This is a genomic window from Bacteroides timonensis (assembly GCF_000513195.1).
In the GTDB taxonomy this organism is placed as follows: domain Bacteria; phylum Bacteroidota; class Bacteroidia; order Bacteroidales; family Bacteroidaceae; genus Bacteroides; species Bacteroides timonensis.
This window is the reverse complement of sequence record NZ_CBVI010000166.1, coordinates 1-16924: the sequence shown is the minus strand read 5'-3', so window position 1 is coordinate 16924 and position 16924 is coordinate 1. Positions and strand designations below refer to the sequence as shown.

Annotated in this window: 11 protein-coding genes, 1 tRNA gene and 1 pseudogene; 6 read left to right on the top strand and 7 right to left on the bottom strand. The window is 41.5% G+C overall.

The window, feature by feature from the left end:
* A pseudogene (locus BN161_RS30025) lies at positions 1-253 on the top strand (invertase); the annotation flags it as partial.
* A 49-nt stretch (positions 254-302) separates the two neighbouring features.
* On the opposite strand, the gene BN161_RS26550 reads toward BN161_RS30025, so the two are convergent.
* Entirely contained in the window at positions 303-1514 is a 1212-nt protein-coding gene (locus tag BN161_RS26550) for a tyrosine-type recombinase/integrase (protein ID WP_044272064.1), read from the bottom strand.
* 138 nt (positions 1515-1652) lie between these two features.
* A tRNA-Pro gene (locus BN161_RS26545) sits at positions 1653-1727 on the bottom strand.
* Positions 1728-2089: 362 nt separating this feature from the next.
* Here BN161_RS26545 and BN161_RS26540 point away from each other — a divergent pair.
* Positions 2090-2449: a lipocalin-like domain-containing protein gene (locus BN161_RS26540; protein WP_022210405.1), complete on the top strand. Its 360-nt coding sequence runs from the start codon at positions 2090-2092 to the stop codon at positions 2447-2449.
* Between the two features lie 82 nt (positions 2450-2531).
* Here BN161_RS26540 and BN161_RS26535 read toward each other — a convergent pair whose 3' ends face one another.
* The 5 genes from BN161_RS26535 to BN161_RS26515 all read right to left on the bottom strand — a co-directional run bounded on the left by BN161_RS26535 (position 2532) and on the right by BN161_RS26515 (position 8241).
* Entirely contained in the window at positions 2532-3488 is a 957-nt protein-coding gene (locus BN161_RS26535) for an ABC transporter permease (protein ID WP_044272062.1), read from the bottom strand.
* The gene (locus BN161_RS26530) at positions 3475-4224 is read right to left on the bottom strand and encodes an ABC transporter ATP-binding protein (protein WP_044272061.1); all 750 of its coding nucleotides are present in this window, start codon (positions 4222-4224) and stop codon (positions 3475-3477) included. Before BN161_RS26530 ends, BN161_RS26535 begins: the two co-directional genes overlap by 14 nt.
* A gap of 2 nt (positions 4225-4226) precedes the next feature.
* On the bottom strand, positions 4227-5375 hold the full coding sequence (locus tag BN161_RS26525; RefSeq protein ID WP_029428103.1) for a COG1470 family protein: 1149 nt from the start codon (positions 5373-5375) through the stop codon (positions 4227-4229).
* Positions 5376-5552: 177 nt separating this feature from the next.
* A complete protein-coding gene (locus tag BN161_RS26520; RefSeq protein ID WP_044272059.1) occupies positions 5553-6857 on the bottom strand; it encodes a sensor histidine kinase in 1305 nt (434 codons plus the stop codon).
* 13 nt (positions 6858-6870) lie between these two features.
* A complete protein-coding gene (locus tag BN161_RS26515; protein WP_044272056.1) occupies positions 6871-8241 on the bottom strand; it encodes a sigma-54-dependent transcriptional regulator in 1371 nt (456 codons plus the stop codon).
* Between the two features lie 218 nt (positions 8242-8459).
* Here BN161_RS26515 and BN161_RS26510 point away from each other — a divergent pair, with 218 nt between their 5' ends.
* The 4 genes from BN161_RS26510 to BN161_RS26495 are packed head-to-tail and all read left to right on the top strand — an operon-like array spanning position 8460 to position 16019.
* Entirely contained in the window at positions 8460-9953 is a 1494-nt protein-coding gene (locus BN161_RS26510) for a TolC family protein (RefSeq protein ID WP_044272054.1), read from the top strand.
* An 11-nt stretch (positions 9954-9964) separates the two neighbouring features.
* A complete protein-coding gene (locus tag BN161_RS26505) occupies positions 9965-12295 on the top strand; it encodes an ABC transporter permease (RefSeq protein WP_044272052.1) in 2331 nt (776 codons plus the stop codon).
* 50 nt (positions 12296-12345) lie between these two features.
* Positions 12346-13596: an efflux RND transporter periplasmic adaptor subunit gene (locus tag BN161_RS26500; RefSeq protein WP_044272051.1), complete on the top strand. Its 1251-nt coding sequence runs from the start codon at positions 12346-12348 to the stop codon at positions 13594-13596.
* A 20-nt stretch (positions 13597-13616) separates the two neighbouring features.
* Positions 13617-16019 (top strand): ABC transporter permease, encoded by a 2403-nt coding sequence (locus tag BN161_RS26495; RefSeq protein WP_044272049.1) that lies wholly within the window; start codon positions 13617-13619, stop codon positions 16017-16019.
* Positions 16020-16924 lie beyond the last annotated feature (905 nt).

Below are 16924 nucleotides of genomic sequence, written 5' to 3'. Positions count from 1 at the left end.
TGGACTGTCAGCTCAAATTGAAAGAGACTTAATATCACAGCGAACCAAAGAAGCACTGGCCTGGCGGAAAGCTTCCGGGAAAAAGTTAGGCCGACAAGCTGGAGAAAAAAATACGCATTATAAACTTGATAAGAAAGCGGAGCTTATTAGCCGGATGCTTGCTGAGGGAAGTTCAAAAGCTGCTGTTTGCCGGAAGCTGAAATGTCACTTAGTAACTCTTAATAATCATCTCGAAAGGATAAAACAATTGTAGGACGGTAGGACAGTAGGAGGCTACAATAAGCCTCCTACAAATAATAAATCTACATATCTGGAAAATCATCCCTTATCAGTTTACTCTGCACACCGAAGTTCCGCTTTACATATTTTTCCGTTGTATCAATTGATTTATGTCGGAAGTGTCTCTGCAGTTCCCAAGTATTCACTCCAGCGTTTACCAATTTTACACCACCGGTGTGTTTGAAACTATATAGCTTATACCGCTCACTTAACCCCAAGATATCTCGGATCCGGTTGAATCTATATCGAAATGTATTTTTTCCAAGTTTATTTTTTCCAGGTACATCATCTTTGGAAAAGAGATACCAATCTTCTGGATATCCTCCTATTTGGAGGGTGTTCTCCAAATACTCGTACAGCTGTCTTGGAATATTAACCGTTTCCGTAAGTCCATTCTTGCTGATATCCTGTCGTACTGTAATAGTAGCCGTTTCCAAGTTTATATCCCTTATCAACAATTGCCGGCACTCATTCGGCCGAATCGCACAATAGTACTCCAGCTGACAAACCAGCAATAATTGTGGATCGTGCTCTTCCATATATGCAATCAACTTTTTACGATCCTTATCCGGAATAGGCCTTGCCGCTTCATCCCGCTTTTCACCCAGTTGTGGAATGTTTGACACAGGATTTACCGCAATCACTTCTTTTGTCTCCATCAGAAAGTCAAAGAAAGTATGTAAGAGCTGCTTGTATTTCAATACAGTTCGCCGACTTGTATGATTCTCTCCAGCTATATAATAAAAGAATTTATGGACATGGTCCTGGCAAATGCACCGAACATGTTTATCTGCAAAACCCTGTAATTCCATCCATTCACAGAATATCCGAAGCTTCGAACAATAAGTCTGATAAGTAGAGTGGGAGACTTCGGCCTTCTTCATCAATAAGAAGGCCGAAAGGTAAGTTCGAATATTAACGACGCTTTCCCGCTGATTTCCCCAGCGTGCCACTGTAGCTTGATAGATTAGTTCATCCTGATATGTCACTTTCCTCTCGCTAAAAGGATCGTTCCCTTTTTCGAGTTTCAATTTTATTTCTGAGATGATTTTCTTCGCATGAGCTTCACGTTCCTGAACAGTATTCAGTTCTGCAAAACCATCATAGTGCCTAAATCTCTTCATCTCATTGGTCTGCGGGTCCCGGCAGGAATATTCCACATACCACTTCTTACTTAAATCTCCACCACAGTTCTTTAACTTAGGTAAGATTACCAACGATCTTTTCCTTGCCATATTTGTCAATTATGAGTTTTTGAATTGATGATTTACTAACTCAATAGACAATTAACAGACAGTTATAGACAGTTATTTTGTTGGATGTTTCCATATACAAAAATAAGCTGCTGGTTTTCAGCAACTTATTCTTTTTAGTCGGGGTAGCGGGATTCGAACCCACGACCCCCTGCTCCCAAAGCAGGTGCGCTAACCGGACTGCGCTACACCCCGAGTGCCTTATTTCTTAAAAGCGAGTGCAAAGATAGAAACTATTTTGTAACAAACAAAGAAATATGAAGTTTTTTTAGAAAAAATATTTTCCATAAGTTATAAAAGCCTGTAAAACAATAGTGTTACTCGTAGTTGCTCCGTACCAAGTCCGTATCTATAGAGTACGGAGATACTACGGAGCAGATACGGACTTGGTACGGAGGTGGTATAGAGTTGATATGCCTCCAACTTGTGAATGGCATCCTACTAGCTAACAGAATAAAAAGATGAAATAATATCTGGCAAAACAATATATTTCGTTTAACTTTATCCCCGCAAACAATTAGTACATCTCAACGTTACATTATAAAATAAAAGACATCATGAAAAAACAAATTTTCAGCATGGCTGTCATGGCAGTCATATTTGCCGCTTGTGGCGGTGGAACAAAAACTCCTGTCACAGTGGTAGGTTCTTGGGTAATGCCCATTAACGGACAACCTGGAGAAGTGCAAGGAATCAAACTGGAAGAGAATGGAGAAGCATCTTCCATTAATATGCACACTTTGATATACAAAGAATGGGAACAACAAGGTGACCAGCTTTATCTGACAGTAAAAAGTATCGGTAATGGAATAGAGATTGAAGGTGTGGATACACTGAAGATTGACAAGCTTACGCCGGATTCTTTAGTATTAAGTTCCAATTATGGATATACTCTGGAGTATGTAAGGCAGAAATAATACAAACTGCAATATATAAATCCCTGACGACTTTAAAGTATTAAATATCGTCAGGGATTTCTTCTTAACCTAACCAATCAATTTACCTTGAACGTATTTCTCTACGCATAAATATAATATAAGAGAGTGCAAAACAGAGAATTGTAACTGCAATCAATCCTGTTAGCTGTGGTCCTATAACCAGTAAACTCTGTCCCAATGGGAGAGGGCTGGGTATTGCCCCTTGAACCTGCTCCATCATTAACGGTCCCAAGCTTCGAAGTGATGGCATCAGCAATACAGAAGTTGCCTGATTGAATAATTCGCACGGATTCAATGACATTATGCCCCAAACTATTTTTTGATAACCGACAACATAATAAGGCGACATCATATCAGAAGGCATGAACATCTTAGCAATCCAATTGACAATCATCGTATAAAATACACTGAAAAACAACCATATCGCCAGAGAAGCCAAAGCTGAAGTAGCCGTCTGCCGGAAGCAGAGCGAGAACAGTATCGCCATATTCAACCAAAGACCTACATAGAAAACACTTAGGATCAAAAAGGAAATGATACGGGCAAATTCTTCCGGTGTAGGTGGAATACCGATGGCTATCAGCCCGGCTCCCATTACCAAAAATCCTAATACAAACAGCATAATTGTAATCACAATCAGTGCAGCAACAAATTTGGCATTGATTATACAATCACGGTGTATCGGTTGTGATAATATACGGCATAATGTCCCTTTGTTCAGTTCCGAATTCATGGCATCAAATCCTAAGGCAATACCTAACAGCGGCCCTAAAAAGTTGATGAACAAAACAAAAGAAGGCAATGTGCCATCGGATACGGTAAACAATTTCAAGAAGAAAAAAGTATCTTCCACATCACCTGATTTGACAGCCTCATGCATACTGGTGAGTGATGTATACAAGGCTCCCAAGCAAGTGAGCGTGATAATGGCAAGTAAAATAATAAAGCGCCAACTACGCACATGATCCCGGATCTCTTTATTCACAATAACCCAGAAAGGCTGCTCAATTCCGTTCATACTTCTCACCTCCTTCCTTTATATAATTATTGTAGATATCAATAAGTTCTACTTGTTTACCTTCCATGTCTCTAAGATCAAGCTGCGCCAGTAATTCTCCGTGATTAAATAAGCCCACACGATCACAAGCTTTCTGTACCTGGTCCAGATTATGTGAGGAAAATAATACGGTTAAGGAATGAACCCTACTCAAATTACGAATCAATTCTATAAGCTCCTGAATTCCAGCAGGATCGATACCGGATGTCGGCTCGTCCAGAATAATGATTTCCGGATTCTTTATCAATACATCCGCTAAACCCAAACGTTGCCTCATACCGCGGGAATACTTTCCAGTCTTTTTATTCACCTGTTCGGCAAGTCCAACCCGGCGCATAAGTTCCTTTGCTTTCTCTTCAGCCTCTTTCCTTGAAAAGCCGTTCAGAAGTGCTGTATAGATGAGGTTTTCCAACCCGGTCATATCATCGTAAAAGCCTAAATCTTCAGGAAGATAACCAATTTTCCTCTTGACTTCAATAGGATTTGTAGTGGAGTCTATTCCACAAATTTCCACTTTACCGGAAGTTGGTTCTGTCAACCCCAGCATCATCAGGATAGTTGTGGATTTTCCCGCACCATTCGGACCCAATAATCCGAAAATCTCTCCTTTGCAGATTGACAGGCTAATATGGTCTACAGCAGTGAAATTACCGTATTTTTTGGTTAAATCGGTAAGTACAATCACTTGTTCGCCCATAATTACCTCCTTCCATATTTTCGGAATAGGTAATAGACACCTCCCACAGCTACAACGATGACTAATATTCCTACCCACCCCCAAAGCATTGGTGTTTTTACTGCAATTCTGAATTGTGCAGTTGCATTTACTTCGGGGGTTCTGGCTTCCATTGTTGCTACATAGTCGCCTGGCAAAGCTTTTTTCGAAGCTTTCATTATAGCCGTAACAGTAGATGTTTCTCCGGCTTTTAATATTTCTATTTTGGCAGGTTCAAAAGATACTTCCCAATCTTTGGGCTTACCGGATGAGAGTTGAATATCCTTTAATAAAGAGGAACCTGTGTTTCTGACAACCAACTCCAGACGCTTCACATCTCCGGCAGTTATTTCAGTACTCAACAATCCCCGTGGAGTAGTCAGTTCCATTTGATATGTACCGGTAACCACCACTTCCAGATCCAGATCAGCAGAAGTATTACCGGCTACTGCACGTACTGAAATCTTATAATTCCCAGCTTCAACATTAGCGGGCGGAGTGACGTCTATCGACACATTCTGGCTGGCATTCGCTTCTACTTGTGCGGAAGTTGCCTGCTTATAATTAGGTTTAAAAATTACATTCCATCCTCTGGGTGCATTAGACATCAATGCATATAACTGCTGATCAGCCGTCTGATTCTTCAGTACGGCATTAAAAGTAAATGTCGATTTTGAGTTGCCCTGCATATTGGGCTGATCAGTAGTAAATTCAGTCTGATAAGTACCTTGCTGGGCTACGGTGACAGTTAAAGGAAGTTGACAGTCTCCAGCAGCTACAACAAAATTGTAGCTACCCTTGTTTATTTTTAATGGAACTTCCAATTTCAGGTTAAAGTCTTTCTTTTCACTAGGCAGGACAGCTAATTTGTTTATATTCCAACCACCGGATTTCAATTCACGTTTCCAACTTGCAGGTAATCCTGTAACAGACAGATCTACATTGACCGGAATATCTGAATTATTGATTAAATCAATTTTGTAATCAATACTCGTTCCCGGAGAAACAGAAATCTTTGTATAAGGAGAATAAAGAAACACGCTTGGAATTGAGTCAGAGGCGTGTGTGTAATTCACGGGTATTAAACCCAATAAAATGGTTAATAGTAGCAAATAATTAGTTCGCATAATCATATAGAATTTTATGGTTAATTAAATATGAGTTATCGATTTATGTGGCTGCAAAAATAAATAATGGGAAAATTAGTAGCTGTTAAAAGCAATAAAATATCGACACGGAATTTTTATGATTATATAATATTTGCATTTTTTAATAGACACAGAACAGCCTTTTGCAGGTACAGTATTTATCTAACAGAATTGTAAAGTAAAACAACTCCCTTTTCCCGGTTCCGAATAAACGGTAATATTTCCTCCATGCTGATTCATAATCTGTTTGCAAAGACTGAGTCCGATACCCGAACCGGCAGTTTTCGTTGTGAAGAACGGAACAAATATTTTATCTTGCACTTCAGGTAAGATACCTTCACCATTGTCCCGAACAGTAATAGTGCAACGCCATGAAGTAAGAGAAGAAGTCACTTTCGGTGCAAAAACTGCTTTAACCTCAATCTTGGGCGTTTCGCGGCGGGTAGATGCTTCACGGGCATTTTTCAGCAGGTTGATGAGTACTTGTTCTATCTGAGCACGGTCCACATCAAGGGTTTTGTCCGATGGCGGAAGTTCATAATGAATGGCTTCGTCCGGAAATAGTTTTTGTAAGTCCGTGAACAGTTCATGAACAGGTACGATGGTGCGTACAGGAGCGGGGAGACGGGTAAGACGACGATAGTTTTCTACAAAACCTAATAGTCCCTTACTACGTCGATGAATGGTTTGCATAGCTTGTAGCATTACAGCATATTCTTTTTCGCCCGCTGCATCTTTTAATATAACGGGTACACCACGCTCACTAAGTGTTTCAGAGAGGGAAATGATAGGAGTAATGGAGTTCATGATTTCATGAGTGAGTACACGTATCAGCTTTTGCCAGGCTTCCATTTCATTCCGTTCCAGTACAGAATGAATATTCTTCAAACTGATAAGACGCTTCTCCATGCCATGGGCGACAAAGAGAGTGGTAGCTACCGCCATTTCCAAAGTGATCCCATTTCGATGAATACGTATGACCTGCGTTTCACCGGAAGGAAGGCTCAAAAGTTCGGCCGGCAATTGCGGATCTTGCCCTAGCTGGGCGGTGGCGGCACGATTCAGCCACTCAATACGTCCGGACATATCAGTCACTAATACAGCAGTATCTACCTTGTTCAGCAGACTTTCGTAATACTGATGTTTTATTTCTTCTTCCAACAGACGGGCACGAAATGCCTGCAAGGTTTCAGATAGCTCTACAGCCATTTCTGTCATCAGCTTATTTTTATAAGGTGGACGGAAAGCCTGTGTCATGTCATTATAACGCAAACTGTCCGTCAGGCGACGCATCATCTGCAATTGCTTCATCTGTATATAATAAAGATGTATACCTGTCCCCAGAAGAAACAGGAATGTCATAAGCATGCTAAACCATAAACCAGCACAATATAGCACATAAACACCAACAGAAAGTATTGCCAGCAGACAGATATGCAAGATAACAACCAAGGAATACCGCTTCATATTACTTCTTAATTTATAATCCCAATTTCTCAATCTTCCTATACAATGCAAAGCGCGTAATTCCCAAATATTCCGCAGCACGTGTCATATTCCCCTCGCTCAACCGCATTGCCTTTTCTACAGCTTGCCGTTCCAATTGTTCCAAATTAAGTACTTCTTCTTCTTTTTTAAGACGGGGGGAGGAAGCCTGAAACAAGAAATTATCAGGGCGAAGCAATGAACCGTCACCCAAAATCACGGCACGCTCCATCGTATGCTGTAACTCACGCACATTTCCCGGCCAGGAATAACGCAGCAATTTAGCTTTTGCTTCACGTGTCAAGCCCCGCATTTCCTTTTGATATTTCCGGGCATAACGCTGCAAGAAATAATCTGCCAGAAGAATAATATCATTTCCCCGTTCCCTCAAAGGAGGAATATGTAGTTCAATCGTATTGATACGATAAAGTAAATCCTGCCGGAAATTCCCTTCTTCCACCAGATGGCGGATATCCGCATTTGTAGCACAAATCAAGCGTACGTCGATGGATACAGATTGTGTACTACCCAAACGACTGATCTGTCGTTTTTCAATAGCAGTCAGCAGTTTTGCTTGCATAGGCAGTGACAGATTTCCTATTTCATCCAAAAACAATGTACCTCCCGTTGCCACCTCCATCCGTCCGGCTTTCGGTTTCCGGGCATCAGTAAATGCTCCTTTTTCATAGCCGAATAATTCACTCTCAAACAATTGTTCCGGGATACTGCCGAGATCAATTGTAACGAATGGCCGTCCGTAACGTGGCGAACAACGGTATAACAAACGGGCTATCACATCTTTTCCTGTTCCATTTTCACCAAGTACAAGAATGTTAGCATCTGTATCACGCAGCTTCTCTATCGTGGCAAACACTTCCTGCATCGCGGCAGATTCACCAATAATAGATTCTTCCACACTACTTCCCGCACCGCTAAGTGCTTCCACTTGTTCTTTTAGCAAACTAACTTCACAGCGGGAACGGCGTAACTTAATACCGGATGAGAGTGTAGCAAGTAGTTTTTCTTTTTCCCACGGTTTCGGGATGAAATCGGTAGCACCCGCTTTAATGGCTCGTACCGCTTTATCTGTATCTGCATACGCTGTCATAAAAATAACGACCGCCTGAGGATCAATACGCAAGATTTGTTCCAGACTCTCAAAACCTTCCTGCCCACTGATGGCGTCGCGACTGAAGTTCATATCCAGCAGGATAATGTCCGGCTGGAAGGTCATCATGAAATGTTCGATACGATCGGGGGTTACCGCTACTTTTATTTTTTCCGCATAAGGTTCCAACAGAAGGTTGAGGGCAAAAAGTACGTCCTCATTATCATCTACTATTAATATTTTTCCTAATTGTTCCATACGAATCCATTATTGTCCGATAATTTTTTTTGCAAATATGAATATATCCGATGCGCAAAGATAAACAATATATCGATGTGTTGTGTGTGCGTATGCGCACTATTTTTGTGCGGTATGGCACACGCTCAATTTACGTCAGACAGAAGTATAACATTGTAATACAAAGCATTACATCTTTGGCATAAGATTTGAATCTCTTCTACTAAAAGGAACATACTATGTACAGAAAAATACTTTTATTATTAATAGCTTGCGGAACTCTTATAACTATTGACGCGCAGGAACACACTATGGAGCTGACATTAGGTCAGACCATTGAGCGAGCCCGTCTGCAATCTCCCGATGCGCAAACAGCCCGCCACAGTTTCCGTTCGGCCTACTGGAATTACAAATACTATCGTGCCAACTATCTGCCTGCTTTGAAGTTGACTTCCGACCCATATCTGAATCGGGCCATCAATAAAATAACCATGAGCGACGGTAGCGTAAAGTTTGTAGAGCAAAACCTGTTAAGCACCGACCTTACATTAAGCCTCACACAGAACATCAGTTGGACAGGCGGTACATTGTTCGTAGAAACTTCCGCCCAACGGCTCGATTTGTTCAGCGATAACTCCACTTCCTGGCAGACATCACCCATAAACGTTGGTTACAGCCAGGCGCTTTTCGGATATAATAGTTTGAAGTGGAATCGTCGCATCGAGCCATTACGCTATAGCGAAGCAAAGAAAACATACGTGGAAACGCTGGAACTCGTTGCTGCCAACGCTACGCAGAAGTTCTTTGCTCTTGCCACCGCACAGAGTAATTACGAAATAGCTTCTACCAATTATGCCAATGCCGACACCTTATATATATATGCGCAGGGACGCTATAATATAGGTACCATCACCGAAAACGAAATGCTGCAACTGGAACTGAATAAACTGACCGAAGAGACCAACCGGATGAATGCTCATATTGAAGTCGAGAATTCCATGCAGGAACTTCGCTCGTATCTCGGAATTCAAGAAGATGTGCTGATTAAGGTAGACGTCAGCGATCATGTGCCCAATCTTCAAATAGATTTGAATGCCGCCTTAATTACAGCGCGCCAAAACAGTCCGGATATACTGAATATGCAACGTCGCAAACTGGAAAGCGAGAGTAAGGTGGCCAGTGCCCGTGCCAATGCCGGACTGAAAGCCGACCTTTATCTCCGCTTCGGACTGACACAAACAGGAGACAAACTGAAAGATGCCTATCATAGTCCCTTGGACCAGCAATACGTAACCCTCGGCATCAGCCTGCCCATACTGGATTGGGGGCGGGGAAAGGGACAGGTTCGTGTGGCCCGTTCCAATCGAGACCTGACCTATACTCAGGTGGAACAGGACAAAACAGACTTCGAACTGAATGTTCGTAAGCTGGTGAAACAGTTCAACCTGCAATCTCAACGTGTGCACATTGCCGCCCGCACGGATGAAACAGCGCAACGACGTGCCGACGTAGCCCGAAGGCTTTATATCTTGGGCAAGTCTACCGTGCTCGACCTCAATGCTTCTATCAGTGAAAAGGATGCTGCCCGACGGAATTATATTTCGGCATTATATAATTATTGGAGTCTGTACTACACCCTCCGCAGCATTACGCTCTATGATTTTGAACTGGATGCACCGCTGACGGAAACGGAAAGGATAGAGGCGGTGATGGATGAGATGATAAGAAAATAAAGATTAAAAATATGTTGAAGCACTATTTGACTGTTGCATTTCGCAACCTGATAAAGTATAAGACGCAGACCATTATCAGTATCATTGGTCTGGCGGCAGGGTTTGCCAGCTTTGCTTTGTCGGGTATGTGGCTGAGGTATGAGCTGACGTACGACATACATCAACCGGCAGCGGATTGCAATTACATGGCAGGAATGACTTCCGTACACAATCATTCAGGATATGCACGATACACTTCCGTTTTGCTGGCAGGACATCTGAAAGATAATTATCCGGAAATTGAAGATGCTTGCTCAGTCAGTTTGCGCAATATGAAAATAGAAGGGAAAGATTATCAGTATATGAAGGTCGATTCTTCTTTCTTCTCTATGTTTCCTGTGACTCTGGTGGCTGGTAGTTATCAATTTCTACATCGCGAAGGCGAGGCAGGAATTACGGAATCGGCTGCTAAACGTTTGTTTGGTTCAGAATCTCCTTTAGGTAAAGAGATAAAGAAAGAATGGTCTTTTTCCGGTCAGGAGCTGACCATTACGGCTGTTTTCAAAGAGTGGAAGGGACACTCTAATTACAATTTCGATTTCCTGGTACCTATCGAACAAAAGTATGCACAGTGGGGATATCAGTCAATGAATACCTTAGTCCGCCTACATTCAGGGGTTAATGTTGAAGAACTGAGCCGGAAGTTACTGAATATATCAGTTACGGAAAAGTATGAAAACAATGGGCATACAACCGAATATAAAAATAAAATAGGAGTGATTCTTACTCCTTTAACCGAACTCCATTATACTCATCCCCAGAATGATGCTGCTATTCATTTGGAACACATCCGTTTGTTTTGTCTGATCGGCCTGCTGATTGTATTAAGTGCCTTATTCAATTATTTAATCATGTATCTCATCCGCATTCGCATGAGGCAACGTGAAATGGCACTTCGCAAAGTAAACGGAGCTTCGGACAGTAGTCTGATGCTACTTTTAATGTCAGAGCTTTTTCTGCTGATTGTAATAGCATTATTCATAGGAGGCTTATTAATAGAGGTATTATCGCCTGCTTTCAAAGAACTTTCCATGATAGAAGAGGATAGAATGTTTTTCTATCGGGAATCCATCTTATATATGGGTGTAATCATAATTGCAGCCGTCCTTTTTTCCTGGTTGACCCTGCTTACACAACGTCATCATACGCTGCAATCATCAATTGTTTCAGCATCCGGGCGAGGTTTCACCATGCTCTTTCGCAAAATAGGATTGTGGTTTCAGTTGGCTCTTAGTATTGGCTTTATTTTTTGTACTATAGTCATGATAAAGCAATTGCATCATCTCTATACATCCAGAGACATGGGATTCGCTAATATGGAAATTGGTATTGTGAAATATATGGAAGGATTAACAGATAGACATGAATTAGAAAATGGCATGAAGCAAATTCCTTTTATCGAATACCATCAATTAGTCGATGCACCATTTAATATTAATGGAAGCTCTGTTCGTATAATAAAGAGATGGGATGGAAACGAAAAAGATACTGAAAGTGTGAGTATACAACAAAACAAACTAAATAAAGATATATTCAATCTCTTTGGGTTAGAAATGGCAGTCGGTACATTCCCCAATGAGGAAGAAGCTGGCGATAATGTCCTCATTAATGAATCAGCCGCCCATGTCTTTGGTTGGGACGGGGAGGCTATCGGAAAGAAATTCGAGAATTATACTGTGACAGGTGTAATAAAAGACCTTCGTTTGTCACCCATCTTTCCCGCATTGCCCAGCCTTTACCGAATTACTAATCAATCGACAAACGATTTACCACCCATCCATACATTCACCTATCAAGGTAGTTTGGGAGAAACCAAGAAGAAAATAGAGGCACACTTTCAAAAAACTTATCCGGAGTTTAGTATGCAAGTCACCAGTGTACGACAAATGATAGAGGATGCACTTGTTTCTGAACGGGCTTTAATGAAATTGTTGTCTGTGGCATCTGTAGTATGCATAATTATTGCCACATTCGGAATATTCTCCCTGGTCAGTCTCTCGTGCGAACAGCGTCGCAAGGAGATTGCTATCCGAAAAGTGAATGGGGCGACACTACGGGATATCATAGGTATCTTTATTAAAGAATATATGATACTGTTAGCTTTTGCGGCCGTGATAGCTTTCCCGGTAGGGTACATGATTATGAAACAATGGTTGGCAACCTATATCATTCAAACCGCAGTTTCCTGGTGGATTTATGCCGTTATTTTGATGGCAGTCGTTCTGATTATTCTTATCAGTATCGGCTGGCGGATATGGCAAGCTGCACGCAGAAATCCGGCGGAGGAAATAAAAACGGAATAACAAATATTGTATATAACCTGATTATAAATCGAAAAATAAAATAGAACATCATGGATATTAAACTCGAAAAGAAACCTTGGTACATTCGTTACCGTTATTATCTGGCAGGAGGCGTTGTTTTTCTCGCTTTCATCATCTACGTCATTATCCTTTCCGCCGGTCCGAGCAAGCTACGCATCGATCAGGAGAATGTGCAGATTGCCGAAGTGAAGAATGATAAGTTCATGGAATATGTGGATGTGGAGGGGCTTATACAACCCATTCTTACCATCATCGTGAATGCCCGCGAAGCCGGAAGTGTAGACCGCATCATAGGCGAGGAGGGGAATTTGCTTCAGAAAGGAGATACGATCCTCATTCTTGAAAATCCTGACTTGCTGCGTAGCATCGAAGACCAGCGCGATGATTGGGAAAAGCAGATGATTACATACAGCGAGAAAGAGATAGAGATGGAGCAGAAAAGTCTGAACCTGCAACAACAAACCTTGCAGACTAACTATGAACTGGAACGTCTCAGAAAGAGTTTTGATCTTGACAAAGAAGAGTTTCGTATGGGCATCAAGAGTAAAGCCCAACTGGAAGTTGCCGAGGATGAATACAACTACAAAGTCAAGAATGCTCAGTTGCAACGTGAAAGTCTGCGCCATGACTCTGCCGTAACCGTTATCCGCAAAGACTTAATCCGCAACGACCGCGAACGGGAACGCAAGAAGTACGAACGTGCCTGCGAACGGATGGGGAACTTAGTAGTAAGAGCCCCCATCACAGGCCAACTCAGTTTTGTGAAAGTAACCCCGGGACAACAGGTTACATCCAATCAGGGTATTGCCGAAATCAAGGTATTAGACCAATATAAGATTCACACCTCTCTCAGCGAGTATTACATAGACCGCATCACGACAGGACTTCCCGCAACAATCAATTATCAGGGAAAGAAGTACCCGCTCCGCATCACCAAAGTAGTGCCCGAGGTAAAAGACCGCACTTTCGACGTCGACCTAGTATTTACCGGAGAGATGCCCGATAACGTGCGTGTAGGAAAGAGCTTCCGTGTACAGATAGAGTTGGGGCAGCCCGAACAGGCAATCGTTATCCCACGCGGCAACTTCTATCAGGCTACCGGCGGACAGTGGGTTTACAAGCTGAATGCTTCCAAGACCAAAGCAACCCGCGTTCCTCTTAGTATAGGGCGCCAAAATCCGCAGCAATACGAGATTACGGACGGTTTGCAGCCCGGAGATTGGGTTATTACAACAGGATATGATAACTTTGGCGAGGCACAGGAATTGATATTGAAATAGAAAAATAAAACAAGAAAAATATGAAAACACTCAAATATGCCTGGCGTTTCCTTGTACGCTCTAAGTCGTACACAGTCATTAATATAATCGGCTTGGCACTCAGCCTGGCATGTAGCATTATATTAGTCCGTTACATCCATCGGGAAATTCAAGTAAACACACATTGTGCAGATGCCGAAAGAGTTTTTATTCCGCTTCGGGATATTGATGGTAATATATTTCACGGTAGTGTAAGTGCAGATAGTGGAGCAGACACGATCTATTTTCAACCTGAGGCAATTAAAGAAAGAAGCTACTTCATTACACTCAGCAATGATAATGTGACCATCAACGAAAAGCCTTATGCCGTACAGGCATTAGTGGCAGATACAGCTTTCTTCCATTTCTTTAATTATCCTTTGAAAGGCAAACGGATGGCAGCGCCGGAAGAAGCTTTTGTCACCCGGCAATTTGCCAAGCGTGCATTTGGAGAAAAGGACCCCATAGGACAAACTATGGAATACTCCGAAGGTAAGCACCTGACTATTTGCGGCATATTGGATGAACCGGCATGCAAATCTTCACTGACCTTTGATGTTGTGATAAATCTTGATCTTAAAACAAGAAGCGAGTGGGGAAGGATGTACGGGGAACTACTGCATTTTATGCCGGGAGTGGATGTAGATGCTATAAATGCCATCAGCAATGTATATCGTCAGTCTGAACGAGGATATGGAATACGCTATAATTTTGTTCCTGTCAACCAACTGTATTGGAATAAAGAACTGGCTGCTGCGGGGGATGATCCGGAAATGTGGCATTATAGTAGCTATTCACATATCCTGATACTGATAGGAGTATGCTTGCTGTTATTATTGGCGGGTATATTGAACTTCGTCAACATCTATCTGGTCTTTATGCTGAAACGCTCCAAAGAGTACGGCATAAAGAAAGTGTTCGGTGTACAGGGACGCACGCTCTTCCTGCAATTATGGCTTGAGAATGTATTAATGATATCCATTGCATTATTGCTGGCTTGGTTCTTTATTGAAGTTTTTGCCGGATATGCCAATCAACTATTAGAAAGTGATATTCCTTATACGGCGTTTGACTGGCAATTGTCGTTAGGTGTTTGGGCGCTTTTACCATTAATCACTACGATTTATCCTTTTATCAAATACAATTATCTGCCTCCTATCGTATCTATACGTTCCATAGGAGGCTCACGCCAATCGGTTGCAACCCGCACGGTCTTCTTGTTTATTCAGTATAGCATCACTTTATTACTCATTATATTATCACTGTATTTTAGCAACCATCTCCGTTTTTTGCAAAATACTCCTCCGGGATTTCGGACTGAAGGTATATTATATGCCAACTTAATACCCTTTCCAAAAAACTGGTATTCGGAAAGTGAAGAACTGAGAAACAAGCGTTGGCAAAACACCCAGAGCATTCAACAGAAACTGGAAGAGTGCCCGTTCATAGAACAATGGTTCTGTGGAGATCCGTCGCGTAGTGGTATATTAGGAGCAGGAAGCACGTCTACTCTTATAAATGACAAAGACGTGAAACTGAATATGATGCTGATGTGGGTGCCTGTAGATTTCTTTAAATTGTATGACCTGCAATTGATTGAAGGCACTTTACCCGAAGAAATCGACAGGCACAGTCAATATTTGGTAGTTATGAATGAGGCCGCCATGAAGGCTTTCGGCTATACACGCCAGGAAGATGCATTCGTCAGAGGAGAACAAGCCCTCTGGATTTCCATGGGTATGGACGGAAATATTGTAGAAGGCGGGGTATCGTTGATGCCTGTAGAGGCCGTTATCAAGGATTATTATACCGGACATCTGACTGCCGGCAAAAAGCCGGTGGTATATATGGTATCTTCCAATAGCATGGGGGCGCAATACCAGATAGCCTGTAAACCCGGAAAAGAGAAAGAGATCATTTCTTATCTGGAAAAGGCCAGACAAGAGATTTTCAATACCGAAGAATTTGATCATCACTGGCTGGAAGAAGATGTGCAGGCCCTGTATCGCGAAGACCGCCGCATGTCAACTGTCTTCACGCTTTTCGCCGCTATTTCCATCTTTGTTTCGGCTTTGGGACTATTCGGACTTTCCTTGTTCGATATCCGCCAGCGCTATCGTGAAATTGCTATCCGGAAAGTAAACGGAGCACAATTGCGGAACCTATATTCAATCTTATTCCGCAAATACGTATGGGTGATAGGCGGAGCATCATTACTCACCATGCCTTTATCTTATTATCTGATATACATCTATACGCGAGATTTTGTAGTAAAGGCACCTGTCAGTATATTCATTTATATGATTGCCATACTCATTGTGACGGGCATTTCATTGGGTACTTTGCTATGGCAGGTCAATAAGGCTGCACGGCAAAATCCGGCAGAAGTGATAAAGAATGAATAAACGGAGCTTATAACATAAAACGCATGGGCCTATAACTTGACAAGCAATGTCATTATGCAAAACAAGCAATGTTACAGTGTCGAACATTGCTTGTTTTGCATAATGACATTGCTTGTTATCGCCTACATTTATACTTTTCACAAGATGTATCTGTGTTTTTTCAGTAGACGATAAATGATAGTCAAGACACATATTGGTAAATTAAGCGAACATAAATATGACTTTTCAAAGGCTTTTGGAAGCCATGTTAGGGTTCAAAATAGGGTCAGGGTCACTTATAACCCCATCTGACAGCTGTTTTTTCAAGCAAAAAACACATACATTATTGTATATCAAATAATTAGCAAATATTCTTATCCAATAAAAAAGTGTTTTTCCATAGATTTAATATGGCAGCATTTTGCACAATACGGACAGTTTCTGATTAAGTAAATACAATAAACAAGAAATAAATATGATCCGTCTCTTTGGCTACCTCTTTTTAGTCTGTGTCTTTTCATGCTTCTCCGAACTGAACTTTTCATTCGCTACAAATGAATTTTAAATCTCGCCTACCATAACGAAAAAATAAAAACATGCTGCGAAACATTCTTTTTTAAGGAGAGAAGTAAGATGTATTTTTCTTGACATCACCTTGAAATGCTTCTTCATTTGTGGTGGGGATTTGGGGGTATAGGTGACCCTGACCCTATTTTGAACCCTATTTTGTTCTTTTAAGAGATATAACATATTGATATACAATGATAAACAATAAAACAATGCTCCTTGTCACGAAATTATTCAATATGCAATTTTGAGAGAAAAGCGAAAGAAGTTTTCTATAACTTATAAACAAATAACTTTACATTTAATATTACTGAGTCCACTTTTAGTAATCATTAAAAAATAAGTTGGTACATAAATGA

Coding starts and splice junctions, on each gene's coding strand:
- BN161_RS26500 (WP_044272051.1), top strand. CDS start 12,346: ATGGATATTAAACTCGAAAAGAAACCTTGGTACATTCGTTACCGTTAT.
- BN161_RS26515 (WP_044272056.1), bottom strand. CDS start 8,241: ATGGAACAATTAGGAAAAATATTAATAGTAGATGATAATGAGGACGTA.
- BN161_RS26520 (WP_044272059.1), bottom strand. CDS start 6,857: ATGAAGCGGTATTCCTTGGTTGTTATCTTGCATATCTGTCTGCTGGCA.
- BN161_RS26530 (WP_044272061.1), bottom strand. CDS start 4,224: ATGGGCGAACAAGTGATTGTACTTACCGATTTAACCAAAAAATACGGT.
- BN161_RS26540 (WP_022210405.1), top strand. CDS start 2,090: ATGAAAAAACAAATTTTCAGCATGGCTGTCATGGCAGTCATATTTGCC.
- BN161_RS26495 (WP_044272049.1), top strand. CDS start 13,617: ATGAAAACACTCAAATATGCCTGGCGTTTCCTTGTACGCTCTAAGTCG.
- BN161_RS26525 (WP_029428103.1), bottom strand. CDS start 5,375: ATGATTATGCGAACTAATTATTTGCTACTATTAACCATTTTATTGGGT.
- BN161_RS26510 (WP_044272054.1), top strand. CDS start 8,460: ATGTACAGAAAAATACTTTTATTATTAATAGCTTGCGGAACTCTTATA.
- BN161_RS26535 (WP_044272062.1), bottom strand. CDS start 3,488: ATGAACGGAATTGAGCAGCCTTTCTGGGTTATTGTGAATAAAGAGATC.
- BN161_RS26505 (WP_044272052.1), top strand. CDS start 9,965: ATGTTGAAGCACTATTTGACTGTTGCATTTCGCAACCTGATAAAGTAT.
- BN161_RS26550 (WP_044272064.1), bottom strand. CDS start 1,514: ATGGCAAGGAAAAGATCGTTGGTAATCTTACCTAAGTTAAAGAACTGT.